The 24,512-nt window shown below is 69.8% G+C and carries 25 protein-coding genes; 6 read left to right on the top strand and 19 right to left on the bottom strand.

Annotated elements, in window-relative coordinates:
- Window positions 1-2 precede the first annotated feature (2 nt).
- Both AC3ERS_RS25715 and AC3ERS_RS25710 read right to left on the bottom strand, forming a co-directional pair.
- Window positions 3-866 carry an arylamine N-acetyltransferase family protein gene (locus AC3ERS_RS25715; RefSeq protein ID WP_431970661.1) on the bottom strand — a complete coding sequence of 288 codons (864 nt, stop codon included), beginning with the start codon at window positions 864-866 and terminating at the stop codon, window positions 3-5.
- 72 nt (window positions 867-938) lie between these two features.
- Complete coding sequence (locus AC3ERS_RS25710) at window positions 939-1,319, bottom strand: hypothetical protein (RefSeq protein WP_431970660.1); 381 nt, start codon at window positions 1,317-1,319, stop codon at window positions 939-941.
- A gap of 347 nt (window positions 1,320-1,666) precedes the next feature.
- On the opposite strand from AC3ERS_RS25710, the gene AC3ERS_RS25705 reads away from it, so the two are divergent.
- Window positions 1,667-2,161, top strand: coding sequence for a tellurite resistance TerB family protein (locus AC3ERS_RS25705; protein WP_431970659.1), 495 nt, complete (start codon window positions 1,667-1,669; stop codon window positions 2,159-2,161).
- A gap of 199 nt (window positions 2,162-2,360) precedes the next feature.
- Entirely contained in the window at window positions 2,361-3,539 is a 1,179-nt protein-coding gene (locus AC3ERS_RS25700; RefSeq protein WP_431970658.1) for a winged helix DNA-binding domain-containing protein, read from the top strand.
- Window positions 3,540-3,896: 357 nt separating this feature from the next.
- On the opposite strand, the gene AC3ERS_RS25695 is transcribed toward AC3ERS_RS25700, so the two are convergent.
- Window positions 3,897-5,531, bottom strand: coding sequence for a DHA2 family efflux MFS transporter permease subunit (locus tag AC3ERS_RS25695; RefSeq protein WP_431970657.1), 1,635 nt, complete (start codon window positions 5,529-5,531; stop codon window positions 3,897-3,899).
- A gap of 104 nt (window positions 5,532-5,635) precedes the next feature.
- On the opposite strand from AC3ERS_RS25695, the gene AC3ERS_RS25690 reads away from it, so the two are divergent.
- On the top strand, window positions 5,636-6,085 hold the full coding sequence (locus AC3ERS_RS25690) for a MarR family winged helix-turn-helix transcriptional regulator (protein ID WP_431970656.1): 450 nt from the start codon (window positions 5,636-5,638) through the stop codon (window positions 6,083-6,085).
- A gap of 411 nt (window positions 6,086-6,496) precedes the next feature.
- On the opposite strand, the gene AC3ERS_RS25685 is transcribed toward AC3ERS_RS25690, so the two are convergent.
- From AC3ERS_RS25685 to nadA, 4 genes are all read right to left on the bottom strand, one after another.
- Entirely contained in the window at window positions 6,497-6,994 is a 498-nt protein-coding gene (locus AC3ERS_RS25685; protein ID WP_431970655.1) for an aminoacyl-tRNA deacylase, read from the bottom strand.
- 185 nt (window positions 6,995-7,179) lie between these two features.
- Window positions 7,180-8,040 (bottom strand): carboxylating nicotinate-nucleotide diphosphorylase, encoded by an 861-nt coding sequence (gene nadC, locus AC3ERS_RS25680; protein WP_431970654.1) that lies wholly within the window; start codon window positions 8,038-8,040, stop codon window positions 7,180-7,182.
- Between the two features lie 58 nt (window positions 8,041-8,098).
- On the bottom strand, window positions 8,099-9,784 hold the full coding sequence (locus AC3ERS_RS25675; protein ID WP_431970653.1) for an L-aspartate oxidase: 1,686 nt from the start codon (window positions 9,782-9,784) through the stop codon (window positions 8,099-8,101).
- A gap of 100 nt (window positions 9,785-9,884) precedes the next feature.
- A complete protein-coding gene (nadA, locus tag AC3ERS_RS25670; protein WP_431970652.1) occupies window positions 9,885-10,961 on the bottom strand; it encodes a quinolinate synthase NadA in 1,077 nt (358 codons plus the stop codon).
- 76 nt (window positions 10,962-11,037) lie between these two features.
- Between nadA and AC3ERS_RS25665 the strand changes: the two genes are divergently transcribed.
- Both AC3ERS_RS25665 and AC3ERS_RS25660 read left to right on the top strand, forming a co-directional pair.
- Window positions 11,038-11,790: an NUDIX hydrolase gene (locus tag AC3ERS_RS25665; RefSeq protein ID WP_431970651.1), complete on the top strand. Its 753-nt coding sequence runs from the start codon at window positions 11,038-11,040 to the stop codon at window positions 11,788-11,790.
- A 430-nt stretch (window positions 11,791-12,220) separates the two neighbouring features.
- Entirely contained in the window at window positions 12,221-13,303 is a 1,083-nt protein-coding gene (locus AC3ERS_RS25660; protein WP_431970650.1) for an ATP-binding protein, read from the top strand.
- Between the two features lie 212 nt (window positions 13,304-13,515).
- On the opposite strand, the gene AC3ERS_RS25655 is transcribed toward AC3ERS_RS25660, so the two are convergent.
- The 5 genes from AC3ERS_RS25655 to bioB form a co-directional block, all read right to left on the bottom strand.
- The gene (locus AC3ERS_RS25655) at window positions 13,516-13,698 is read right to left on the bottom strand and encodes a hypothetical protein (protein WP_431970649.1); all 183 of its coding nucleotides are present in this window, start codon (window positions 13,696-13,698) and stop codon (window positions 13,516-13,518) included.
- Window positions 13,699-13,812: 114 nt separating this feature from the next.
- Window positions 13,813-14,346, bottom strand: a complete 534-nt coding sequence (locus AC3ERS_RS25650; RefSeq protein WP_431970648.1) for a DUF1353 domain-containing protein — start codon at window positions 14,344-14,346, stop codon at window positions 13,813-13,815.
- A gap of 93 nt (window positions 14,347-14,439) precedes the next feature.
- A complete protein-coding gene (locus tag AC3ERS_RS25645; RefSeq protein WP_431970647.1) occupies window positions 14,440-15,108 on the bottom strand; it encodes a DUF2567 domain-containing protein in 669 nt (222 codons plus the stop codon).
- A complete protein-coding gene (gene bsaP, locus AC3ERS_RS25640) occupies window positions 15,108-15,335 on the bottom strand; it encodes a biotin synthase auxiliary protein BsaP (RefSeq protein ID WP_068068416.1) in 228 nt (75 codons plus the stop codon). Before bsaP ends, AC3ERS_RS25645 begins: the two co-directional genes overlap by 1 nt.
- A 9-nt stretch (window positions 15,336-15,344) precedes the next feature.
- Window positions 15,345-16,358: a biotin synthase BioB gene (gene bioB, locus AC3ERS_RS25635; protein ID WP_431970646.1), complete on the bottom strand. Its 1,014-nt coding sequence runs from the start codon at window positions 16,356-16,358 to the stop codon at window positions 15,345-15,347.
- Between the two features lie 132 nt (window positions 16,359-16,490).
- Here bioB and AC3ERS_RS25630 point away from each other — a divergent pair, with 132 nt between their 5' ends.
- Window positions 16,491-17,072: a TetR/AcrR family transcriptional regulator C-terminal domain-containing protein gene (locus AC3ERS_RS25630; protein ID WP_431970645.1), complete on the top strand. Its 582-nt coding sequence runs from the start codon at window positions 16,491-16,493 to the stop codon at window positions 17,070-17,072.
- A gap of 51 nt (window positions 17,073-17,123) precedes the next feature.
- Here AC3ERS_RS25630 and AC3ERS_RS25625 read toward each other — a convergent pair whose 3' ends face one another.
- The 7 genes from AC3ERS_RS25625 to AC3ERS_RS25595 all read right to left on the bottom strand — a co-directional run bounded on the left by AC3ERS_RS25625 (window position 17,124) and on the right by AC3ERS_RS25595 (window position 24,463).
- Window positions 17,124-18,374 carry an MFS transporter gene (locus AC3ERS_RS25625; RefSeq protein WP_431970644.1) on the bottom strand — a complete coding sequence of 417 codons (1,251 nt, stop codon included), beginning with the start codon at window positions 18,372-18,374 and terminating at the stop codon, window positions 17,124-17,126.
- 109 nt (window positions 18,375-18,483) lie between these two features.
- Window positions 18,484-19,836: an LLM class flavin-dependent oxidoreductase gene (locus tag AC3ERS_RS25620; RefSeq protein WP_431970643.1), complete on the bottom strand. Its 1,353-nt coding sequence runs from the start codon at window positions 19,834-19,836 to the stop codon at window positions 18,484-18,486.
- Window positions 19,833-20,618 (bottom strand): ABC transporter ATP-binding protein, encoded by a 786-nt coding sequence (locus AC3ERS_RS25615; protein ID WP_431970642.1) that lies wholly within the window; start codon window positions 20,616-20,618, stop codon window positions 19,833-19,835. Before AC3ERS_RS25615 ends, AC3ERS_RS25620 begins: the two co-directional genes overlap by 4 nt.
- Window positions 20,594-21,457 carry an ABC transporter permease gene (locus AC3ERS_RS25610; RefSeq protein WP_431970641.1) on the bottom strand — a complete coding sequence of 288 codons (864 nt, stop codon included), beginning with the start codon at window positions 21,455-21,457 and terminating at the stop codon, window positions 20,594-20,596. Before AC3ERS_RS25610 ends, AC3ERS_RS25615 begins: the two co-directional genes overlap by 25 nt.
- On the bottom strand, window positions 21,457-22,548 hold the full coding sequence (locus tag AC3ERS_RS25605; RefSeq protein WP_431970640.1) for an ABC transporter substrate-binding protein: 1,092 nt from the start codon (window positions 22,546-22,548) through the stop codon (window positions 21,457-21,459). The genes AC3ERS_RS25610 and AC3ERS_RS25605 overlap by 1 nt, the downstream gene beginning before the upstream one ends.
- 66 nt (window positions 22,549-22,614) lie before the next feature.
- On the bottom strand, window positions 22,615-23,781 hold the full coding sequence (locus AC3ERS_RS25600) for an alpha/beta fold hydrolase (protein WP_431970639.1): 1,167 nt from the start codon (window positions 23,779-23,781) through the stop codon (window positions 22,615-22,617).
- A gap of 211 nt (window positions 23,782-23,992) precedes the next feature.
- A complete protein-coding gene (locus AC3ERS_RS25595) occupies window positions 23,993-24,463 on the bottom strand; it encodes an SRPBCC domain-containing protein (protein ID WP_431970638.1) in 471 nt (156 codons plus the stop codon).
- Window positions 24,464-24,512: the final 49 nt, after the last annotated feature.

The raw sequence follows: 24,512 nt of genomic DNA, 5'->3' as shown, positions 1-24,512 counted from the left end.
GGTCAGCGGTCGAGCCAGGGCGCGGCGCTCACCGCGATGACGTCGGCCGGGTCGAGCTCGATGTCGAAGACCTTCGACAGGATCTTGGGCAGTTCGCTCGGCTCCAGTTCACGGGTCTCGCTCGATCCGTCGGGACGTTCGGTGATCAGGGTCAGGCCGTCGAGCACGTGGTGCACGTCGGGCAGGAAGCGCTGGACGAACGGGCGCGTGGTGAACGGCGAGCGCGGCGAGGTGGAGACGAAGTGGTTGCCCACCTCGAAATCGATGCGGTACTGCGGTTCGGTCGTGAAGGTGTAGCGGTCGATCCAGCCGTCGCGCCCGAACTGGTGCAGCACCCACACGTCGGCGTCCAGCTCGCCCGTCGTGCGTTCCAGCCGGAATCGCCACTGCCCCAAGGAGAACTCCGCCTCCCGCTCGACCAGTTCGTAGGGCTCGAGCGGACCGGAGCCGAATCCGACGTCGCAGATCCAGACGCGCTCGTCGTCCGCGGTCGTCACCCGCAGCAGGGCGTGCGTCGAGGGACGCAACCCGCCGGACCCCATGGTCACCCGGCCGCTGAGTCCGGTCACGCCGAAACCGAGTCGTTCCAGCGCGGCGGCGAAGAGCCCGACGTTCTCATAGCAGTAGCCGCCGCGGCGCCCGCGCACCAGCTTGTCCTGCAGGGTGGCCAGGTCCAGCGGGATCGGGCGGCCGAGCACCGGCTCCAGGTTCTCGAACGGAATGGAGGTGGTGTGCAGGCGAACGAGCTCGCGCAGTGTCGCGAGGGTGGGGGCGCGTTCACCGTCGAAGCCGATCCGCGCCAGGTAGGCGTCCAGATCCAGGTCCGCTCCGTTCCAGTGGTACGCCGGCTCCGCTGGCTTGCTCATCTCACGCCTCTCTTGTCGATGTCGTTCCGAACAACTGGATCGAGGCGGGAACTGTTCCGGCAGGCCGCGATCTCAGGCGGCGCAGGTGGCGTTCGCGGGCGCGGGCGGCGCGGTCACGATGCCGCGCGCCACGTCGACGACATAGTCGCGGTCCGGCCCCTCCACCGGTTCCGCGCGATACCACTGGGTCGCGGCCACCAGGTCGCGCCAGCCCGCCCACAGGTTCCATTCCCCGGTGCGCCACACACTGGTGGCGCTGCGCAAGTTCATGGACAGGAAGGGCGCGCCGGTGCGGCAGGCGATGGCGGTGAGGTAGTCGGCGTGGTCGGCCGAGGAGCCGTCGTGGCCGTGCATCGCGACGACCAGGTCGCGTGGCGGCAGATCGCCGGGCACGCAGCGATACGGCTCTTGGACCCGGCCGGTGGCCTCCTCACCGTCCACTGGCAGCGCCACTGCGCGCACATCGATTCCGCCCCGGCAGCCGGGTTCGGCCGAAACCGACGGCGGCGCAAGGACCGTCGCGCCCCACAGCAGGCAGCACACCGCAAGCACTCCGTATCCGCGCCTCGTCTTCGGAATGATGCCACGCCGCTGGGCGCGACACCGCTGTGCGTCAGGTCGTGACCGGCGGCCTGCGCGATGCCCACACCCGGCGCAGGACCCGCGAACGACCGGCGACCGAACAACTTTCGGAAGGGCGTCCTCCCGCCGCGGGGTCTGCTACGGTGCCGATCGTTCCAGTCGGAGTTCGGCGCCGCGCGGGTCCGCGGCGGCCGGGCCCTCTTTCCGGGAGTTCGTCCATGTCCTTCATCAACAAGCTGATCTCCAACGCGCACACCGTCAGTCGGCTGATGGACGTGGTGGACAAGGCCCCGCAGTGGCGAAAGCAGCTGCTGGCCAAGAAGAACGAACTGCGCGGCGGCTCCTTCCGCGACGCGGCGATGGGCATGTGTGCTCTGGTCGCCGCCGCCGACGGGACCATCGATCCGGACGAGCGGATGCGGGTCGCGGGGCTCATCTGCGCCGATCCGGTGTTGAACAACTTCCCCGCCGACGAGCTGCGCGCGCTCTTCGACGACAACTGCCATCGACTCACCGCCGATCCGGCCTTCGGCCGCGCCCACGTCATGCAACAGATCGGCAAGGCGGCGGGCAAGCAGACCGAGGCCGAGGCCGTGGTGCAGATCGGCATCATGATCGGCAATGCCGACGGGTCCTTCGACCAGGCCGAGATCGCGGCGGTGCGGGAGGCCTGCCAGGCGCTGCGAGTGGATCCGAGCCGGTTCGGGCTCTGAGGCTCTGTCCTCGCGATTCGGCCGCGCGACGGTCGCAGCGGCCTGTGCGCTGTCGGAATCGGCGCTGCGCCGCGCGACGCCGACACCGGCCGAGCCCGCTCTATCGGTTGGCGCCGCGGCGCCGGGTGAGGCCGTGACGGCATCGGCCACCATGTCGTCGCGACGGTCGGATGTCGGAGCCGGTGGCTAGTATTCGCCTATGCGTTCGATAGATGCCGCCGAGCGGCGCGCGCGACTGGGGGTGCGGCACCGGCTGGCGGACACGCACCGCACCGACGACGTCACGAGTATCGCCAGGTCGCTGGTGGTCTTGCACGCCACCGACCCGGCGACGGTGTTCCTCTCCCTCGGCGCGCGCAGCCACCGGGCGACGCCCGCGGACGTGGAGCGGGAACTGTACGAGCACCGGACGCTGCTGCGCATGCTGGCGATGCGCCGGACGATGTTCGTCGCGCCCGTCGAACTGGTTCCGGTGCTCCAGGCCTCCTGCGCGAACGCGTTGGCGGACAAGCAGCGCCGCACCTACGGACGCTTCCTCGAACAGGCCGGATTCGGGGACGGGAAGGTCGCGGACTGGTGGGCCGAGGTCGAAGAGGAGACCCATCGCGCGCTGCTGGCCCGTGGCGCCGCCACCGGCGCGCAGCTCGGCAAGGACGTGCCGCGGCTGCGCACCCAGGTGAATCCCGCACCGGACAAGGCGTATTCGAAGCCGACCAACATCACCACCTGGGTGCTGGTCACCCTGGGCTGCGAAGGCCGCATCGTGCGCGGCCGACCCAACGGCAGCTGGGCCAGTAGCCAGTACCTGTGGTCGCCGGTGGAGTCCTGGCTGCCCGACGGCGTGGCGGAGCTGCCCGCCGACGAGGCGCGCGCCGAACTGGTGCGCCAGTGGCTGGCCGCCTTCGGTCCGGCCCCGCTCACCGACCTCAAATGGTGGACCGGCTGGACCCTCGCCGAGGTCCGCAAGGCGCTGGCTCGTCTAGACATCGCCGAGGTCGACTTGGACGGCTCCCCCGGCCTCGTCCTCGCCGACGACCTCGAACCCGTTGCGGCGCCCGAGGATTGGGCCGCCTTCCTGCCCGCCCTTGACCCGACGCCGATGGGCTGGCAGTCCCGCGACTGGTACCTCGGCCCGCACGCCCCTGCCCTGTTCGACCGCAACGGCAATATCGGCCCCACCATCTGGTGGAACGGCCGCATCGTCGGCGGCTGGGCTCAGCGCAAAGACGGCGAGATCGTCTGGCGACTCCTGGAAGACATCGGCGCCGAAGCCGAAGCCCGCATCGAAGCCGAAGCCGCCCGCACGACCACCTGGTTCGGCGACATCCGCACCATCCCCCGCTTCCGCACCCCCCTGGAACGCGAACTCACCGCCTGACCACCACATCCCGAAACAACCCCACCCGGGGCAACACACACCTTCCACACGCCTCGAACAGGCCGCTGCCACACACCCCGCCTACGCCTCACAAAGGCGTCGCGCAGCGCAGGCAAAGTGTGTGGCAGCTCAGCCAGGGCGGTGGGCTCCGTCGTCGACTCAGCGGGTTTCAGGCAGCTCAGCCAAACGGTGCGGCAGGGTTTCATTGACGCTCAGCGAGTCTCCGACCGGTCGAGCCCAACCCCGCTGGAACAGCCCATGCCACACACCGTGCCTACACCTCACAGAGGCGACGAGCCTGTGCTGCGGATGGAAAATGTGTGGCAGCTCAGCCAGGGCGGTGGGCAGCCGAACTCGCTAGCGTCGGTCAGCGGGTACTTCGGCCTGTCCACTGCTGCCCCGGACTCGTTCGTCTACCGCGACGCGCGGGGCGAGACCCGCGGAGCGTCGCTGGATGGACGCGGTGGTGGCCAGGGCCAGTATCAGTAGTCCCGCGCAGACGTAAGCCGCGGCCGCGAGGCCGGAGGTCATGGCCGCGCGGGCGGCCTCGGCGACCGAGGCGGTGGTGGGGTCGCCCGCGAGCGCCGGGATCGCCGATCCGGCGCTGGCCGTGACGGCGGCGGTCAGCTCGTCGGCGCCGGGTGTGCCCGCGAGCCGGTCGCGCAGTTCGGCGCCGAGCACGCTGAAGAAGAGCGTGGTGAGCAGTGCTATGCCGAGGGCGGAGCCGAGTTCCCTTGCCGCGCTCTGGATCCCCGAGCCTTGTCCGGCGTGTTCGGCGGGCACGTCGGCGAGCACCACGTTCGTCACCTGCGCGGTGGCGAAGCCGACGCCGACGCCGTAGACGAACAGGGCGAGCACGATGGCCCACCAGGGCGTGTCCGCCGCCGCGACGAGCGCGAGCAGCGCCAGCCCCGCCGCCTCCAGCAGCAGGCCGATCCGCACCTGCGCCATCGCCGACGCGGTCATCGAGAAACTCGCCCCGCTGGCGCAGAAACTGCCGACCGCCAGCGCGGCCAGGGCCAGCCCGGTCTGGAAAGCGGTGTAGCCGAGGGTGAATTGCAGCCACAGCGGCAGCACCGCGATGATCCCGAACTCGCCGACGCCGACGACGATCGTGACGACATTGCTGTTGCGGAACGAGGGAACGGCGAACAAGCGCACGTCCAGCAGAGGATCGCCGCCCGTCCGCACCAAGCGCCGCTGCCTGCGCCAGCACAGCGCCAGCGCGCCGATCGCGCCGAGCAGGGCGACGAGCACCGGCGACGGCCCGCCACGCCAGGACACCTCACCGATCACCAGCGGCTCGATCGTGCGCACCCACCCGTAGTGGCGCCCCTCGATCAACGCGAACGACAGCAACCCGAGCCCGAGCACCGACAGCGCCGCGCCACGCAGGTCGACGCCCCCGCGGACGCGCGGCGAGGCGGGCAGGAAGCGCAGCACCGCCGCGACGATCACCAGCACCAGCGGGATGTTGATCCCGAAGGCCCACCGCCAGGAGAAGTCCGCCAGCCAGCCGCCCAGCAGCGGGCCGACCGCGGCCGCCGCGCCGATGGTCGAACCCCAGATCGCGAACGCCTTGGCGCGTGCCTCCCCCGCGAAGCCCCAGTTCACCAACGCCAGCGAGGTCGGCAGGATCATGGCGCCGCCGACGCCCTGCAGGAAGCGGGCCGCGATGAGCGCGACCCCGGTCGGCGAGGCGGCGGCCAGCAGGCTGGTCACCCCGAAGATCGCCAGCCCGATGACGAAAAGCCTTCGCGCACCGTACAGATCGGCGAGACGCCCGGTGAGCAGCAGCAGCGCCGCGAACACGATGGCGTAGGACTCCTGGATCCACTGCGCCTCGATCGAGGTGATGCCGAGGTCGTCGATGATCGGCGCGATGATCACGTTGACGATGGTCAGGTCGACGACGATCAGGGCGACACCCAAGGCGACGGCGATCAGCCCCAGCCAGCGCCGGGCGGAAGGTGTCTCGGTTTCGGTCGGCAATTTACCTCCATCATCAAGTTACTTTATGATGAAGCTATTCCGCCGCGGGGTAAGTTGTCAATCCGTGCGGGCACGGGCAAGTGCCCATCGAGAAAGGAGTGCCGGTGCCGAACGACCCTGCGGCGCAACGCGAACGGCTCGCCGACGGCCTGCTGTCCTACGGCGCGAGCTTCGCCGAGCTCGGCCGCCGCTTCGCCGCGGACCTCGGCGTGCACTCCACCGACGCGTTCGCCCTGCTGGAGATCACCTCCGCCGAGGTGCTCGGCACGCCGATCTCGCCCGCCCAGCTGAGCAAGCGCATCGCGTTGACCTCGGGCGCGATGAGTTCGCTGCTCAACCGGCTGGAAGACGCGGGCTACCTCACCCGCACACGCGAGCACACCGACCGGCGCGTGGTGACGCTGCGCACCAGCGCACAGGTCAAGGAACGGGCCGACGAGTTCTTCCGCCCGTGCAACGAACGCCAGGACGCGATCCTGGCCGAGTACCCGCCCGAGATCCTGGAGCAGTTCGAGACGCTGCTGCGCCGATTGACGGCGAGCTTGGAAGGCTGACGCGCACCGGCCGGGTCGGCGCGAAGCTGCGCCGCCTGCCGACCGCGGGCGAGTTCACCGACCCGCGCCGGCCCTCGCACCTGCACATCGGACGTGGCCGAGGAGGGCAGGGGCACCGGCGCGGCGGACGCGCTGATGGCTCGATTCCTCGAGCACGCCGCGGCCGCTGGCTCCCCCGGCTGCCACCGGCAGGCCCCCGGTCGAGAACACCCGCGCCGTACGGTTTTTCGAGCGGAGGGGCTTCGCCACACACGGCAAGGAACCGCTGGTGCCCGGTCTGCGCTATCGGGGCGCGCGCGTGCATCAGCGAACCATGGTGCGCACCCTCTGATCAGGGCGCGTGTCTTCCGCTCCGGGGCGAAGGCGCCGCGCTCACGACATCGATCCGTGGTGCGGCCGCTCGACCCGGTGTCACACCGCGGGTTCCTCGGTGCTGCTCTTCCCGCTCTTCGAGAAGTGCGCCTTCTCCGCTCGCTCCATCAACCGCATGAACTGATCCGTGCGCAGGTGGACCAGCGCCTCGTGATCGCCCGCCTCGAAATAGACGTCGGGCACCGTGGTGAGGCTTTCGTCCATCAGCGTCCGCACCCCGTACGCGGTGCAGACGGCCGGGATCGCACCGACCTCGCAGTCCTTGAAGACCTCGCGGAGCTCGGACTCCTTGGCCAGCACCAGATGGCGTCCGGTTTGCGACCAGAGCTTCGACAGCCGCAGGTGATGGGTGGATGGCAGCACCGCGCCGACGTAGCCCTGCTCGTCTTCGAGCACGATCGTCTTGGCGAGACGATCACCGGGGATGTTGGCCACCGACGCGGTGTGTGCGCTGGTGTAACTGTGCGGATGACGCACGACTTCGTATTCGACGCCTGCTTCGCGCAGGCATGCTTCCACCGTCGATGACATGGACATTGCGGACCTCCACTCGTTAGCCGGCGCGCCACCGTGTCCCGGTGACAATGGGCAGTCGGATGCACAGCGTCAAGCCGTCCTACGAAACAGTCTGCGCCTTTTGCCGACGAATGCCGACCCCCTTCCCGATCGGATCACCGACGAGAACGAGGCCGGACGCGCCGTGGTGGGCTCGGCCGCGGTGCTTACATGTCCAGGCCCAGATCCAGCACCCGCACCGAGTGGGTCAGCGCGCCGACCGCGAGATAGTCCACGCCCGTGCGCGCGTAATCCGCCGCCATCTCCAGGCTCAGGCCGCCCGACGACTCCAGCTCGGTCTCCGGCGCCACGGCATTGCGCCGCTGCACGGCCGCCTGGGTCTGCCAGAGCGGAAAGTTGTCCAGCAGTACCAGTTCCACGTTCTCGGCGAGCACGGCGTCGAGCTGTTCCAGACTGTCGACCTCCACCTCGCACGGCACCTCGGGAGCGAGCTCGCGCACCGCGCGCAGCGCGTCGACTACCGAGCCCGCCGCCACGACGTGGTTGTCCTTGATCAGCGCCGCGTCGCCGAGTCCCATCCGGTGGTTCACGCCGCCGCCGACCCGGACCGCGTACTTCTGCAGACCGCGCAGGCCGGGCAGCGTCTTGCGGCTGTCGCGGATCCGGCAGCCGGTGCCCTCGACCTCGTCCACCCAGGCCGCGGTGGCGGTCGCGATGCCGGACAGGTGGCACAGCAGGTTCAGCATGGTGCGCTCAGCGGTGAGCAGACCGCGGGTCGGCGCGACCACGCCGAGCACGACGTCGCCCGCGTGCACCCGCGTCCCGTCGGCCACCCGCTCGGTGATCTCGTAGGCGTCCGGCCCGATCACCTCGTCGAGCACGAGCAGCCCCACGTCGATGCCTGCCACGGTGCCCGGCTGCCGGGACACCACCGAGGCCTTCACCGCCGCGTCGGCGGGCACGGTCGCCATCGTGGTGACGTCCGGTCCGTAGCGCAGGTCTTCGTCCAGCGCGGTGCGAATGAGCGCGAGCACCTCGTCGCGCTCGAGTGCGGCGTCCAGCGCCATCAGTGCACTCCTCCTCTGTCGGCCCGCGGCGAGCGCGAGCGGAAGTCGATATCGGGCCTCACGGCACCGCCACGGTGAGCGCCGGGGCCTCGGGGTCGTCGGCCAGGCGGGAGGCCAGCGGCTCCCCCTCGGGCGAGCCGCCGACCAGCAGCACATCGGGGCGGCCGTCGGCGTCCAAGCGGATCGGAATGCTGTGCCGCAGCGCCTCGTCCGGCTCGGGACGATCGGATCGCGTATGGCAGCCACGGCTTTCGGTGCGGGCGGCCGCGGCGAGCAGCAGCACGCGGGCGGTCAGCGTCAGCGCGCCGTCCTCCAGTTCCGCGATCCGGCGGGCGGCCAGATCGTCCGGCGCGGGCGGCACCACGGTTCCGGAATCGGCGAACCGGCTCGACATGCCGCGCAGCACCGCGCGTTCCAGCGTCGCCGCCGCACCCGCGAGCCCGTCCCTGTCGCGTACCACCGCGGCGTGCGCGGTCATGACCTGTTGCAGCGCGGCGCGCGGAGCCCGTGGCATGGTCCGCGGGCGCACGTCGGTGACCTCCGCGGGCGCCCCGAGGCGCTCCACGGCCGCGGCACCCGCCCGCTCGCCGACGACCAGGCCTTCCAGCAAGCTGTTGGACGCCAACCGATTCGCGCCGTGCAACCCGGTCCGCGCCACCTCGCCCGCGGCGTACAGCCCGGGCACGCCGGTGCGGCCGTGCGGATCGGTGACCACGCCGCCGCACTGATAGTGCGCCGCGGGCGCGACGGGAATCAGGCTCTCCTGCGGATCGATGCCCGCCGCGAGGCAGGACGCGGTGATCGTCGGAAAACGCTGGGCGAAACCGTCGATCGCGCGGCCGTCGAGGAAGACGTGATCGGTGCCGAGCTCGCGCATCCGCGCGGCGATGGCGCGGGAGACGACGTCGCGCGGCGCGAGATCGCCGCGCGGATGCACCCCCGCTGTCACCGATTTGCCCTCGGCGTCGACCAGAGTCGCGCCCTCGCCACGCACCGCCTCGCTGATCAGCGGCCGTCGGCCCAAACCGCCCGGCGTGTACAGCACCGTCGGGTGGAACTGCACGAATTCCAGGTCCGCCACGGCCGCACCCGCCCACAGCGCCAGCGCGATGCCGTCGGCGGTCGCGCCCGGCGGGTTGGTGCTCAGCGCGTAGAGCTGGCCGAGCCCGCCGGTGGCGAGCAGCACGGCAGGGGTGTGCACCACGCCGAAACCCTTGTCCGACACCGCGATCACGCCCTGCACCCCGCTGGGCCCGGTGACCACCTCGCAGGCCGCCGCTCCGAACAGCACAGGAAGTCCTGCCGTGTTCAGCGCGCGCTGCACCTCGGCGCCGGTCGCGTCGCCGCCCGCGTGGATGATGCGGCGCGTGCTGTGCCCGCCCTCCCTGGTGCGCGAGATCTGACCGTCACGGCCGAGATCGAACACCGCGCCGAGGTCGGTGAGGGCCGCCACGGCCGCCTGCCCGCCCTCGACGATCGCGCGCACCGCGGTCGTCTCGCACAGTCCGGCCCCCGCCTCCACGGTGTCCCGCACGTGCGACTCGATCGAATCACCGTGCGGCGCGACGACGGCGATGCCGCCTTGCGCGTACTGGGTGGAGGTGTCGATCGGCCCGCCCTTGCTGAGCGTGAGCACCCGCAGCCCGCGCAGTGACGCGGTGCGCGCCGCCGTCAATCCGGCGACGCCGCCGCCGACCACCACCAGGTCGGCCGAGGCCTCCCACTCGATTACCGGAGCATTCATCTCCGCCAGCCTCTCGTTCCGAGCTCGGGCGCGGATGCCACCGCGCCCGCCGAAGTCGTGCGACGGCGCTACGCGACCGCCGCACGTCGACGGCGTCGGCTCACTCGCCGCCGCCCGGATTGCCGATCGCGATCATCCGCTGCACCGAATTGCGGCCCAGGGCCGCGGTTTCCGGGTCGACGTGCACCTCGTCGGCGCCCTCCACCAGGCAGCGCAGCAGCGCGGCGGGGGTGATCATCTTCATGTACTTGCAGGAGGCGCGGTCGTTGACGGCCTGGAAGTCGATGCCGGGGGCGGCCTTGCGCAGCTGGTGCAGCATGCCGACCTCGGTCGCGACCAGAACCTGAGTCGCTGTGCCCTTTCCTCCGCTCCGCGAGCTCCGCTCCGCGGCCGCCTTGGCGGCGTCGATCATGCCGCCGGTGGACAGGATGTGCACCCGGTCGGCCGGGAACGCGCCCTCGCCGGCGAGGTACAGCGCCGAAGTGGCGCAACCGCACTCGGGGTGCACGAACAGCTCGGCGTCCGGGTGGCTGCGCGCCTGCTCGGTGAGCTCGTCGCCGTTGATGCCCGCGTGCACGTGGCATTCGCCCGCCCAGATGTGCATGTTCTCGCGGCCGGTGACCCGCTTGACGTGCGCGCCGAGGAACTGGTCCGGCAGGAACAGCACCTCGCGGTCGGGGTCGATGGAGGCGACCACGTCGACGGCGTTGGACGAGGTGCAGCAGATGTCGGTGAGCGCCTTCACCTCGGCGGTGGTGTTCACGTAGGACACCACGACCGCGTTCGGGTGCTCGGCCTTCCATGCCCGCAGCTCGGCGGCGCTGATCGAGTCCGCCAGCGAGCAGCCCGCGCGCTGGTCCGGGATCAGCACGGTCTTCTCCGGGCTGAGGATCTTCGCGGTCTCGGCCATGAAGTGCACGCCGCAGAACACGATGGTGTCCTCGGGAGCCTCGGCCGCGATCCGCGAGAGCGCCAGCGAGTCGCCGACGTGGTCGGCCACGTCCTGGATCTCGGGCAACTGGTAGTTGTGCGCGAGAATGGTCGCGTTGCGCTCCCTCGCCAGCCGCTTGACCTCCTGCGCCCACTCGGGCGTCGCCGCGACACCCGCGTAGCCGGAGGGTCCGTCGAATACCTGCCCCATCAGCGGAGGCGCCAGTTTCGCACCCGTCGTCGCCATGATGGCTCCCTTCCTCGTGCGCCCGGCAACCCCGCCGATTCACACCAAACCAGGTTTTCGTCTTACAATCGAAAACGTGCCCCATAGTAGCACCATCCACGAATCGCTCACCGCGGTGTTCCAGGTTCGCCGCTTCCCTACCGGCAAAACCGCTGGCCAGGGCGTCGCGAACGGCGTATCGGGGCCGTGCCCGCCCGGCCAGCGCACCGAACTGGCCGTGTTGCTGTGGGAGCGCGCGCTCGACCCACAGAAGGGCACCTGGTCGCTCCCCGGCGGACGGCTGGGCGACGGCGAGAACCTGGACGCGTCGGCACGCAGGCAGCTCGCCGAGAAGGTCGACGTGCGCGAGCTGACCCACCTCGAGCAGCTCTCGGTCTTCAGCGACCCCGACCGCGTGCCGGGTCCGCGCCGGATCGCTTCGGCCTACCTCGGGCTGGTCCCGCTGACCGCCGAACCGGAACTGCCCGGCGACACCGCGTGGCACCCGGTCTCCGCGCTGCCCGCCATGTCCTTCGACCACGGCACGGTCGTCGATCACGCCCGCACCCGGCTGGCCGCCAAACTCTCCTACACCAACATCGCCTTCGCGCTCGCCCCGTCCACCTTCACCATGTCGACTCTGCGCGAAATCTACTGCGCGGCACTGGGTTACGAAGTCGACACCACCAACCTCCAGCGCGTCCTCGCGCGCCGCAAGGTGATCACCCCCACCGGCGCCACCGCCGCCCCCGGCCGCGCGGGCGGCCGCCCCGCCGCCGTCTACCGCTTCAGCGACTCCGGCCTCCGCGTCACCGACGAATTCGCCGCCCTCCGCCCCCGCGCCGAGTGAATCGTCCCGCCCAGCTGCCTCACTACTAAGTTAGAATCCATCTAAGTAATATTCGATCTATGTTTAGCGCGGAGGGTGGATGGATTTCACAGGCAGGGCCGCTGACCTGGACATTCTCGGCCGACAGCGCACCCTGGTCGCTGAGAAAGCGGGACCGACACGAGGTCGAGCGGTCATCCTGACCGGTCGCCGACGGGTCGGAAAGTCACGACTCGTCCAGGAGTTCTGTGATCGGTCGGGTCTTGCCTACCTCGTCTTCCAGGCCACCCGTGGGCGCAACCCGGTCGCGGAACGAGCGGACTTCCTCACCACCGTCGCCCATTCCCCCCTGGGCGGGGCGGATCTGGTGGCGGGCCTACATGCCGCTGATTGGAACCAGGCGCTGCGGGCTCTGGCCATCGCGATCCCGGACGACTCGCCCACCATCGCGGTGATCGACGAGGTGCCGTGGCTGGTCGAGCAAGACGGCGAATTCGAGGGCGCACTACAGACCGTGTGGGATCGCCATTTGTCAGCCAAACCCGTCCTCCTGATTCTGGTAGGCAGCGACATTTCGGTGATGGAGGCGCTGCAGTCCCGCGAACGTCCGTTTTTCGGACGCGCCGCCAAAATGACGGTCGAACCCCTCCATCTGGCCGATGTTCAGGCGATGACGGGTCTCGACGCGGCCGCCGCTGTCGATGCACTACTGATCACCGGCGGTTTCCCGGAGATCGTGCAGTCGTGGCGGCCCGGTATGAGCCGAACCGACTTTCTCCGTGCTTCGACCGAGAATCCGTTGTCGCCGCTGTTGGTAGCGGGGGAACTGACGCTGCTCGGCGAGTTCCCGGAAGCGTCGCGATCGCGCGCGGTGCTCGAAGCAGTGGGCAGCGGCGAGCGGACATTCAGCACCATCGCAGCCCAGGCTGGTGGCGTGGGCGCTTTACCCGCAGGAACCTTGACGCCCCTGCTGAACACATTGCAGTCGAAACGAATTGTCGCCGCGGACCTTCCGCTGTCCACCAAACCCGACAGCAAGAACAAGCGTTATCGCATCGCCGATTCCTACCTTCGATTCTGGCTCGCCTTCCTACAGCGCGGAATTCCACTGATCGAACGAGGGCGCGGCGATCTCGCCCGCACACGTATCGAACGATCCTGGACAGCCTGGCGTGGGCGGGCTGTCGAACCGCTCATCCGCGAATCACTACTCCGCCTGCTGCCCGATGAGCGGTGGCCCGATACCGAGGCGATCGGCGGGTGGTGGAACCGGCAGAACAATCCGGAGATCGATCTCGTCGGCGCCGATCGCGCGCCAATCGCCGGCGCGGTCCACTTCCTCGGCTCGATCAAGTGGCTGGAGGACCGCCCCTTCGATCGCCACGACTATGACGCCCTCGCCCGAGCGATGCTCTCGGCGCCGGGTACCGACACTCACACGCCACTCGTCGCCGTATCCCGCGCAGGCGTCGGGACCGATCTCCCGCTGGCAATGCATTGGGGCCCTGCGGAACTCGTCGATGCCTGGCGCTGATTCGGGGGTGGTGGTGCAATCCGGCGCTGAGCCGCACTGGAGCCGCCTGCGGGTCGAGACCGGTCGATTCCACTGCGCCACCGCGTTGGCCACTGCCCATGCTCGCGCCAACGCCGTGTGGGCGCCCATGCTGGCGGTGGCGATCACCGAGACCTGCAGGTCGCTGTGGGGCGCGCATCGAAGTCGTCACGAAGACCCCGCCCGCAGGCGAATCACGCGTCGTGGGAACGGTTTCGGTGTTTCGCGGCGCGACGGTAGCGCTGCTTGCCGGGGATGGGCTGGGCCGCGTTGGAGCGGCGGAGTTCGTGGCGGCGGCGCCAGGCGGTGAGATCGGGGCGTTCCGAAGGGGGTCGGGACAGGTCGGGTTGTGCCGTGGTGTGCGGAGGGGCGTGCATGGTCGTTCACCTCCTCCCCTGGGCTCGCCCGATTGCTTGCCGAGTCACGGTACCGACCGGGAGCGGACCGCTCCACCGATTTTCCGGCGCGACGGTCGGCGACCAGAAATTCGTTCAGGCCGTTTTCATCTGGGGCTTCGGAGGCGGTGCGGCCGTGTGGGCGACAAGGCGGCCCGCGACCCAGAACACCAGCTCCACCAACCAGAACAACCACAGGCACAGCGTCACCACGACGACCGGTATCGCGAGGAAGAGCACCGAGGGCACCGCGACGAGCAGAAACAAGGCCAGCTCTCGCGCGTTCGCGCCGGCCAACCGGTTCGCCAAGCGCACCGCCGCCCACATCATCCAGCGGCGCGGCACCGAGACACCGAATTCCCGCAGACAGCGCCGGAACAGGCCATCGGCGTCCGCGGTGCTCACCAGGTGTGAGTGCAGCAGGTAGTCGTGCAGGATGGCGGCGCGGGTGTACGCGCCGTAGCGGGGAATAAGCCAGACCAGCGCGCGCGGCACCGACGCGAAGTCGGTACGGAAGCCCGCGGGCACGATGAACTCCTGCACATCACCCTGATAGACGAGCGGCTCCGACAACCGCCAGAATTTTGCGTCGATCTCCTCGACGACCGGACCGCCACCGATGAACGCCACGCCCCCGTTCCTCTCCGAACGCAACGGTTTTCCACCATTTTACGTGGTAGAGGCACGAAAACAGCGCCGCGAAGGCAACGGTTGGGCGACGGGTCAGCGAGCCGGACGCGACACCGATCCCGATCCGTCCTCGGTCGCCGGATCGTAACCGCCATAGACGCTTCCGTACGGTGCGCGCGGCACCGCGGCGTCGAATCCGATCGGCTCGAACTCCGCGGTCCGGCGCGAACGACCGAATGCGCTGCCGTAGCCGGTGCCGAGATCCTCGGACGGACTGAGCGCCGCGAGGAACAGCAGCACCAGCGATGCAACCAGCGGCTGCACGATGAAAGCGAGCGCGGTGCCGACTTGCGTTGGCAGCTTGACGATCTGGCCGACCGATGGGTCGTCGGGACGCGGATGCAGCGACTCGGCGACCGACTCCCCCACCCACGCCATCAGATACGCGCCGATCAGCGATCCGGACAGCAACCCGACCTGCAACAGCGGACCACGTATCGTGCGCAGCCGCCAAGCCGCCACGGCGGTGAGCAATCCGGTCACCGCGCCCGCGCAGACGAACAGCGCGACCGCGTCGAACTGATGCGTACTCTCGCCGGTCAGCGGCGCACCGCGTCCGGGCTCGGTGACCAGCAACTGCTCGGTCGGCGCCAGCCAACCCCACAGCACGCCGACGAGCGCACTGCCCACCGCCACCGCCGCCAGGACGAGCAGCGCCGCTCCCGCCTCGCTCCGGACGCCGTCCGCCCGCACCGTCGCCACTAGCGGTGTTCCAGACTCTTCGAGTCGATCACGCCGTGCCGCGAGCACTTGGCCCACCAGCCATCGGGACTCACCTGCACGATCATGCGCCGCCCGCACTGCTCGCAGAAGCGCGGCGGCTCCAGGCCCAACGCGGCCGCGGTCGGCACCGCGTCGTCGAGACCTGGCACGATCCGTTTGCCGGTGAACGGGTTGTAGCGCTCGTCCATATCCATGACAGTACTCATGGCCGCGCCCTACAGCGTTTCGTTGAGCGCCTTGATCGGCATCTTGAGCTCGCCGAGCAGATCGAGGTCCGCCTCGGCGGGGCGACCGAGGGTGGTCAGATAGTTGCCGACGATGACGGCGTTGATGCCGCCCAGGATGCCCTGCTTGGCGCCGAGATCGCCGAGGGTGATCTCACGGCCGCCCGCGAAGCGGAGGATGGTGCGCGGCAACGCCAGGCGGAACGCGGCGACGGCGCGCAGCGCGTCGGCGGCGGGCAGCACCTCGAGGTCGCCGAACGGGGTGCCGGGGCGCGGGTTGAGGAAGTTCAGCGGCACCTCGTCGGGCTCCAATTCGGACAGCTGCGCGGCGAATTCGGCGCGCTGCTCCAGGGTCTCGCCCATGCCGAGGATGCCGCCGCAGCACACCTCCATACCCGCCTCGCGCACCATGCGCAGCGTGTCCCAGCGCTCCTCCCAGGTGTGCGTCGTGACGACCTGCGGGAAGTGCGACTTGGCGGTCTCCAGGTTGTGGTTGTAGCGGTGCACGCCCATCGCGGCCAGCTGATCGACCTGCTCCTGGGTCAGCATGCCCAGCGAGCACGCGACCTGGATGTCGACCTCGTTGCGGATGGCCTCGACGCCCGCGGCGACCTGAGCCATCAGCCGCTCGTCCGGTCCGCGCACCGCGGCGACGATGCAGAACTCGGTGGCGCCGGTCTTGGCGGTCTGCTTGGCGGCCTCGACCAGGCTCGGGATGTCGAGCCACGCGGCGCGCACGGGCGACTGGAACAGGCCGGACTGCGAGCAGAAATGGCAGTCCTCGGGGCAGCCGCCGGTCTTGAGGCTGATGATGCCCTCGACCTCGACCTCGGGGCCGCACCACTTCATGCGCACCTCGTGGGCCAGGGCCAGGAGTTCCTCCAGCCGGTCGTCGCCGAGCCGCAGCACCTCGAGGGTCTGCTCCTGAGTCAGACCCTCGCCGCGCTCGAGCACCTGCTCGCGGGCGATCGCCAAAACATCGGTGTCAACGGGTGCCTGGGTCACTGCACGAATCCCTTCGGCTGGTCTGCCTGTCGGCGACGGCACCTCGCGTTCGAGGTGGCCGTGCAACTTGAACGGTGTTCAGGCTAGGGTAGCGGTAGGAGTGAGTCAAAACACGACGGGGAAGGAATTCGGGTGCAGCTGCACAGGGCGGACGTGGTCGACGGCGCCATCGCCATTCTCGACCAGTACGGCCTCGCCGACCTGACCATGCGCAGGCTGGCGAGCTCGCTTCAGGTGCAGCCCGGCGCGCTGTACTGGCACTTCCCCAACAAGCAGGCGCTGCTCGGCGCCGTCGCCGACCGCATCCTCGCGCCGATGGAGGACCCGGTGACCGCCGAAGAGTGGTCCGGCCAGATCACCGAACTCGCGCACCGGCTGCGCGACTGCCTGCTCGCCTACCGCGACGGCGCCGAGCTGGTCTCGTCGACCTACGCCTCCCGCCTGACCACGAGCAAGGGCCGCGAACGCCTGGCGAGCGCGGCCATCCGCGCGGGAATGCCGCGGCACGAGGCGGAGCTGGCCGCGTTCACCCTGCTGTACTACGTGCTCGGCCAGACCGTCGACGAACAGTCCCGGATGCAGATGGATTCGGCGGGCGCGCTGCCCGAGGACACTCCGATCGACGAAACACCGGACGCGACAGCCCGTTTCGACTTCGGCCTGCAACTGTTCGTCGCGGGCGTGCGCCACCTCCTCGGCAGCCGCATCCGCTGAACGCGCCACGGCCTGAGCGAGGAGTTCCGCGGGTAGTGGCGGCGGCTTGGTTCAGGCGGCAGCCGAACCTGTCTCTGGTGGAACCGCGCTCGCGCGATCGAGATGACTGCCCACTCCGACGACGCCCGGGAACCAGCGATACATCGCCACCGCACCCGCTGCGGCGGACACCGCGAGCGCGAAGGCGGCCGCGCCGAGCACCGCGACCGAGCTGATCACGCCCACCGCGATGGGCCCGGCGAACATGCCGACATCGTGGGTGAGCCGCCACGCGCCGAGGAATTCCGCGCGCCGGTCCTCCGGCGCGACGTCCGCGCCGACCGTCATGATCAGCCCGTTGCTGATCCCGTTGGCCAGTCCGAGCAGCACCGCCGCGAGACCCATGGTGACCGCCGTGCCCGTCCACGGCAGCACCGCGTATCCGGCCGCGAAGCAGATCATCGAGGGCACGCCCGTCGCGCGGCGGCCGCGCCGGTCCAGCCAGACACCTGCCGGATACGACATGAGCACGTCCACCGCGCCGGAGACGCCGAAGATGAGACTGGTCGCCGTGGGACTCAGGCCGATGTGCGCGGCCCACAGCGGCAGCAGCGCCTGCCGCGACGCCCGTGCCGCGCCCGTGAGCAACGCCGCCGATCCCAAAGTGCCCAGCAGCCTGCGGTTTTCGACAACCACCGAGCGCAGCGTGTGCCCGCCGGACGCGGCGTCGTCGATATCACGAATGGCGACCATCGCGAACCCGGCGAGCACCGTCGTCACGCACTGCAACCACAGCGCACCGTTCGGCCCCATGCCGTGCACCAGACCCGCACCGAGGAACGGTCCGCAGAAGAACCCGAGCCGGTGCGCACCCGCCAGCGTCGACAGCGCCCGGCCCCGATCGGCGGGCGGCACCACCGCGACGATGTAGGTCTGCCGCGCCAGACCCCACACCGCGCCCGCCGCGCCGTTGAGCAGCATTCCCGCCGCGAGCACACCGAGATTCGGCGCGAGGATCGCGGCCAGGATGCCGACGAGTCCGAGCAGCGAACCCAGTCCTATCGCACCGCGCTCCCCGATCCGAGCCACGATGCGGCCCGCGGGCAGATCGGTGAGCACCATGCCGAGCCCGCCGAGCGCGACGATCACACCGGCCAGGCCGACCGACGCCCCGAGGTCGAGCGCGCGCAGCGCGTACATGGGCGCGGCCGCACCGGCCCCGGTGCCGTACAACCCCATCGGCACGAACACCGACCAGGTGAGGCTGCGCAGGCGCACCGGAGCGTCGGCTAGCGCGGGCTTCTCGACGGTATTCCCGCTCACCGCCCCGACCGCCGACCGAACGACCTCGCGGCGCAGCGATTCTGGGTCACCCGACGGACCTGAGGCGTCCGCCGCGCGACGAGTCGCGAACAGTTGCCGTCCGCCCCGCTCACCGGGCCAGCGCCGGGCGTCGGGCGAACTGGCTCTCCGGCCGCGCGAGACCGAAGTGGTCGCGCAGCGTGGTCCCGGTGTATTCGGTGCGGAACAGGCCGCGCTCCTGCAGAATCGGCACGACGGTCGAGGTGAAGACCTCGAGCCCGCCCGGGTAGTACGGCGGCATCACGTTGAAACCGTCCGCGCCGCCGTTGCGGAACCATTCCTCGATGGTGTCGGCGACCTGCTCGGGGGTGCCCGCGAAGACCCGATGCCCACGCGCGCCCGCCAATCGGTGCAGCAGCCCGCGCAGCGTCGGACGGTCGCGCTGCACGATGCCCGCCACCACCTGCAGCCGGGAACGCTGGTTGTCGGTGACATCGCCCGCGCCGTCGAACTCCTCGGCGGGGACGAGCTCGTCCAGCGACAGGTGCCGCAGGCTCTTGCCCGCGATGCTCTCCAGCTGGGCCAGACCGTACTCCGGCACGGTGAGCTCGTTGAACTCGCGCTCCAGCCGCTTGGCGTCGGCCTCGGTGTCGCCGAGGAACGGGCTGATGCCGGGCAAGATCTTCACCTGGTCGGCGTCGCGGCCGAATTCCTTCGCCTTCGCCTTGATGTCGGCATAGAAGGCCTGGGCGTCGGACAGCCGCTGATGCGCGGTGAAGATCGCCTCGGCGTAGCGCCCGGCGAAGGAACGACCCTCATTGGAGGCGCCCGCCTGCACCAGCACCGGATAACCCTGCGGCGTACGCGCCGAGTTGAACGGCCCACGCACCTTGAGGTATTCGCCCTCGAAATCGATGCGGTGGATCTTGTCCGGATCGGCGTAGACGCCCGCGGCCTGGTCGAGCAGGATCGCGTCGTCCTCCCAGCTGTCCCACAGCGCGACCACGGCGTCCACGAATTCGCGTGCGCGGGCATAACGTTCGGCGTGATCGGGGTGCCGGTCGAGGCCGAAGTTGGCCGCCGCCACGTCGGTTCCGGTAGTGACGATGTTCCAGCCCGCGCGCCCGCCCGAGATGTGGTCCAGGCTGGAGAAGAGCCTGGCCAGGTTGTAGGGCTCGTAGTACGTGGTGGACGCGGTCGCGATCAGGCCGAGATGCGTGGTGGCCGCGGCGATCGCGGTGAGTAGCGTGATCGGTTCCAGGCCGGGCGCCGCGTTGTGCTCGACGTTGGTGCGCAGCGCGGGCCCGTCGGCGAAGAACACCGCGTCGAGTTTCGCGGCCTCGGCGGTGCGGCCGATCTCCTGGTAGTAGGTGACGTCGTAGATACGATCGGGACGGCTCTGCGGGTGCCGCCAGGCCGCCTCGTGGTGGCCGGACGGATAGATGAACGCGTTGAGGCTCAGCTGCCTCGGTCGCTCGGTCATGACGCTCGCTTCTCTTCTTCGCGATGATGATGGGGGGCGGCCGCGTCACCGGCCGCGCTGACAAGGGGGTCGACGCCGAGTCCGGCCAGCAGCCGCTCGCGCGCCGCGATGAACTCCGGATCGCTGTGGCGGCGCGGACGTTCCAGGTCGAGGCGCAGGTCGATGGCGATGCGGCCCTCGTCGAGGACCAGCACACGGTCGGCGAGCAGTACGACCTCGTCGACATCGTGGGTGACCAGCAGCACCGCGGGCCTGTGCTCGGCGCACAGTTCCTGCAACAGCGCGTGCATCCGGATCCTGGTCAGCGCGTCCAGCGCGCCGAACGGTTCGTCCGCGAGCAGCAGCTCGGGTTCACGCACCAGCGAGCGGGCCAGCGCCACGCGCTGCTGCTCGCCGCCGGAAAGTTCCTTGGGCCATGCCTTCTCACGACCGGCGAGACCGACTTCGGCGAGCGCCGCGCGGCCGCGTTCGGCCGAGCCCGCACCGCTCAGGCCGAGCGTCACGTTGTCGAGCACCCGCACCCACGGCAGCAGGCGCGAATCCTGGAACACCACGGCGCGTTCCGACGGCACCGCGAGATCGCCGGAACCCGGTACGTCGTCGTCCAATTCGGCCAGCGCGCGCAGCAGGGTGCTCTTGCCCGAGCCGCTACGGCCGAGCAGCGCGACGAATTCGCCGCGGGCGATGTCGAGGTCGATGCCGCGCAACACCACCCGATCGCCGAACCCGCGGCTCAGATTGCGAGCGCGGACCACGTTCAGTCCGCGAGTGTCTGGCGCCATGCCAGCGCCCTCCTTTCCAGCGCGCGCACGGCGATGTCGCCGAACAGTCCGAGCAGGCCGTAGATCACCAGACCGACCACGATGACGTCGATCTGGCCGTAGGTGCGCGCCTGCGTCATCAGGTAGCCGATGCCGCTGGTGGCGTTGACCTGTTCCACCACGACCAGCGCCAGCCACGAGATCGTCACGGCCAGGCGCAGACCGATGAAGAAGCCGGGGAGCGAACCGGGCAACGCGATGCGGCGGATGAAGCCCCAGCGCGAAAGCTGCACCGTCTCGGCGAGTTCCACATAGCGGGCGTCCACGCTGCGCAGGTGGGCGTGCGTGTTGATGTACACGGGGACGAACACGCTGGTGGTGATGACGATGAGCTTCATCTCCTCGCCGATGCCGAACCAGACGATGAACAGCGGGATCAGCGCCAGCGTCGGAATAGCCCGCTTGATCTGAACCGGTCCGTCCAGCAACGCTTCTCCGACCCGGCTCAACCCGGCGGCCAGCGCGAGCAGCACGCCGATGGCCACGCCGAGACCGAGACCGATGCCCGCGCGCTGCACCGAGGTCAGCAGGTTGGACTGCAAACGTCCGTCGGCGATCAGATCACCCGCGGTCTGCGCGACAGTCCACGGGGCGGGCAGTGTCTCCGGATCGATGGCGCCCGCGGCGGATCCGATCACCCAGGCCGCCACCAGCAGCGTCGGACCGAGCGCGATGCCGAACGGAATCGGCTTGCCCGGTCCGAGCCTGCGTCGCGTCACCTTGCCCCTGGCTTGCAGCTCGGCGGGTGCGGCGCCCGTCCTGCCGAATCGGCCGAGTACTCCGGCGTCCAGGGTGGCCATCACCGCTCCTTCGGTTCGTGCGAGGCGCCGGATTCGGTGACCGCGCGCGTCACGACGGCGTCGTAGCGCAGGTCGAAACCGTTGGCGGCGCTGACTATCTTGGGCAGTTCGCCCGCGGCCGCGATCGCGTCGATGGTGGACTGCTGCCGGTCGACGAGCTTCTGGTCCAGATGCGGGAAGGTGTAGGTGCCGAGCGAATCCACGATGCGCCGGGCATCCTCGGGACTGACCTTCTGGCTGTCCACGTAGTACTTCTGCGCCCACTCCTCGCGGTGGGTGTTGACCCACTGGTAGGCCCGGACGTAGGCCCCGACGAGTGCGCCGACCGCCGCCGACTTGGCCGGGTCCTGCGTCACCGCGCGCCGCGCGTACAGGTAGGCCAGGCCGCCGTAGATGCCCGCGGTCTCGGAGTCCGGGATCAGCGAGGTGCCGGGCGTACGCAGCAGCCGGGTCACGTTCGGCTCGATCAGCGGGGCAATGTCGACCTGGCCGGTGCGCACCGCGTCCAGGAACTCGGCCAGCTGCAGCCGGACCAGTTGCACGTCGCCGGTTTTCAGCCCGGCCTTGTCCAGCGCGCGCAGCACCGCGGCCTGCTGCGCGGTGCCCTCGGCGTAGGCGATCTTCTTACCCTCGAGATCCGCCAGCGTGGTGGCGGTGCGGCCGGGTGCGACCGCCAATTTCAGTGCGGCAGGACTGGTTTGCTGTGCGCCGACGATCGGCACGTCCTGCCCTGCGGCCAGCGCGTGGATCGGCGGCACGTCGCCGACCGGCGCCACATCCGCGGCGCCTGCGCGGAACGCCTCCAGGATGGCGGGCCCGCCGACGAAGTTGGCGAACTCCACCTTGAACGGCAACTTGTCCAGTTCACCGGACGCGCGCAGCACGCTCTGCAGGCGCTCCTGCTGGTCGGCGACGATCAGCTTGATGCCCGCGGGCACCTCCGTCGGCAACGGAGTGTTGGCGGTGTCGACGACCGGTGTGTCGTCCTTCGCGCATCCGGTCAACCCGAGGGTCGCAGCGGTCGCCAAAACGAGCAAGGCGGCGGTGGTGCGGCCGCGGAGGCCGGGCAGGAACGTACTCGGTCGAAACATACCGGGTAGTCAAGCAGGACGGAACGAGCCCGAACACGGTTAACGACAGCCTGATTCGAACCGGTGTCAGGGCGGCGCTGCGGCACTGCGGACCCCGCGTACCTGATCCAGATACCGCTGCACGAACGGCAGCACCTGCTGGTCGATGACCTTGTTGTACTCCGCGGGCGCCTGCCTCGGGTTGGCGTGGCCGGTGCCGCGCGGCAGCACGACCAGCAGGCTGCCGTCCACTCCGCCCACCCGTTCGATCAGCACCTGGTGCGAGTACGCGACGTCGACGACGCGGTCCCGTTCGGCTTCGCGCGGCCGGATGTAGACGATGGCCGGGCGCGGTTTGCCGTTCACCGGGCGGGAGAGGGCGCGCAGATTGTCGATCGCGCCGCCGCCGACGATGGCCAGGAACTGGGATTCGATCAGGCCGTTGCTCGCCGCGTTGCGCGACATCACCTTCTCGGTCGCGACGTCGACGAGCACTTGGCCGAGTTCGGCGAATCGGATCGTGGGCACGGGATCGGCGGCGCGATCGACGAACCGGTCCCGCCGCGCATAGGTCTCCACGGCCATGCGCAGCGTGCGGCTCTCGCGCGCCCCCGGCAGCCATCCCATCCAGCGCAGCATGTCCTCGCCCCGGCCGCGGCTCTCCGGGCGCACCGCGTTCAAATCGACGGGCGTGCAGTCCAGTAGCACGCCGGCCAGCCGCCGATCGCTGTCCAAGTGGATGTGCTGGCCGACCTCCAGCGCGATCACACCGCCCATGCTGTGCCCGACGAGCACGATGTTCCGCACGCCCGACATCTGGGCGGCGCGGACCACGAGATCGGCGATCACCTTGCTGTCGATGCCCTCGTTGTCGTATTTGATGGCCCAGACCACGCCCATCCGTCGTAGCGCGGGCAGCGCGGACGCCGTGTCGGAGGCGTTCAGTCCGCCGAGACCTACCAGGTCGACGACCGCGGTGTCCCAGTTCTCCTCTCGCGCGGGAGTCGCCACCGGCAGCAGCGCGGGCTCGGTCAGCGCGAGTCTGGCGCGCTCGGGGGCGACATCGTGCACCCAGTACTGGGTGAACACGATGAGTACGAGTATCAGTAGTGCGGCGACCCGCAGTAGTGCCAACCTGGTGCGGCGCAACGTCGTCCACCGGTGCCCGAGGCGGGTCTCCCGGAGTCGAGCCTTACGTCGCGCATCATCCCAGTCGGTGACGGTGGACGGGTGCCGATCGTCCAACGGCGACATCCCTTCACGGTAACGACGGATGTGCTCGGCTGCCACGTGGTCGCCGTGTGGCGGACGGCCCGGCACGACCTCTCGACCGCTCCGTCAGCAGCTGGAGCGGTGAAACATGCTGTGGCCCTGTCCGATCGAGCCCCGGTGAGAAAGCCGCCTGCGCGAACCACGCACCGCGCTGAATTCGCACGCCAGAATGCTCGATCCGGCTCGGCTCCGCTCAGTCGAGCGTGCCGGTCTCCGCAAGCGTGGCCAGTTTGGCGAGCGCGAGGCGCCAGCCCAGTTCGTTGTCCTCCGGTTTCACCGCGCTCGGCACGCCCTCGTGGATCGCCACGAGATCGGTTCCACCGTCCTCCGCGTCGGAAAGGGTGATGGCGATGGTCATCTCGCCGCGTGCGGCCGGATCGTCGGTCTCGAATTCGACCATTTCCACGACCTGTTCGTCGGGAATCAGGGTGACGAAGCGCCCCTGATAGGTGTCGGACTGCGCGGTCGTCTTACCCGCGTCGGTCGGATCGTCGTAGGTGAGGGTGATGCGGAAGCAACCGCCCTCGCGCGGCTCGAATGCGTGGACGTGGCTGGTCATCCCGGTGGGCACGCGCCATTGCGCGATCGCTTCGGCATCCAGCAACAGGCCGTAGACGGTCGCCCGTGGCGCGCGAATGTGTTTGCCGATTCTGGTGCTGGACATGGCACCACGGTAGCCCGATCCGCCCACGCGGGAGACACGGAAAGTCCAT

It is taken from the genome of Nocardia sp. bgisy134 (assembly GCF_057708325.1).
The sequence above is the reverse complement of the archived record's forward strand: the minus strand, read 5'-3'. Positions and strand labels throughout refer to the sequence as shown.

Excerpts from the sequence above, each read along its gene's own strand:
- AC3ERS_RS25655 (WP_431970649.1), bottom strand. The coding sequence starts at position 13,698 with ATGCACGCCCCTCCGCACACCACGGCACAACCCGACCTGTCCCGACCC.
- AC3ERS_RS25620 (WP_431970643.1), bottom strand. The coding sequence starts at position 19,836 with ATGACCGAGCGACCGAGGCAGCTGAGCCTCAACGCGTTCATCTATCCG.
- AC3ERS_RS25600 (WP_431970639.1), bottom strand. The coding sequence starts at position 23,781 with ATGTCGCCGTTGGACGATCGGCACCCGTCCACCGTCACCGACTGGGAT.
- nadC (WP_431970654.1), bottom strand. The coding sequence starts at position 8,040 with ATGGCGCTGGACGCCGCACTCGAGCGCGACGAGGTGCTCGCGCTCATT.
- AC3ERS_RS25595 (WP_431970638.1), bottom strand. The coding sequence starts at position 24,463 with ATGTCCAGCACCAGAATCGGCAAACACATTCGCGCGCCACGGGCGACC.
- AC3ERS_RS25605 (WP_431970640.1), bottom strand. The coding sequence starts at position 22,548 with ATGTTTCGACCGAGTACGTTCCTGCCCGGCCTCCGCGGCCGCACCACC.
- AC3ERS_RS25685 (WP_431970655.1), bottom strand. The coding sequence starts at position 6,994 with ATGTCCATGTCATCGACGGTGGAAGCATGCCTGCGCGAAGCAGGCGTC.
- AC3ERS_RS25675 (WP_431970653.1), bottom strand. The coding sequence starts at position 9,784 with ATGAATGCTCCGGTAATCGAGTGGGAGGCCTCGGCCGACCTGGTGGTG.
- AC3ERS_RS25615 (WP_431970642.1), bottom strand. The coding sequence starts at position 20,618 with ATGGCGCCAGACACTCGCGGACTGAACGTGGTCCGCGCTCGCAATCTG.
- bsaP (WP_068068416.1), bottom strand. The coding sequence starts at position 15,335 with ATGAGTACTGTCATGGATATGGACGAGCGCTACAACCCGTTCACCGGC.
- AC3ERS_RS25610 (WP_431970641.1), bottom strand. The coding sequence starts at position 21,457 with ATGGCCACCCTGGACGCCGGAGTACTCGGCCGATTCGGCAGGACGGGC.
- AC3ERS_RS25700 (WP_431970658.1), top strand. The coding sequence starts at position 2,361 with ATGCGTTCGATAGATGCCGCCGAGCGGCGCGCGCGACTGGGGGTGCGG.
- AC3ERS_RS25715 (WP_431970661.1), bottom strand. The coding sequence starts at position 866 with ATGAGCAAGCCAGCGGAGCCGGCGTACCACTGGAACGGAGCGGACCTG.
- nadA (WP_431970652.1), bottom strand. The coding sequence starts at position 10,961 with ATGGCGACGACGGGTGCGAAACTGGCGCCTCCGCTGATGGGGCAGGTA.
- AC3ERS_RS25705 (WP_431970659.1), top strand. The coding sequence starts at position 1,667 with ATGTCCTTCATCAACAAGCTGATCTCCAACGCGCACACCGTCAGTCGG.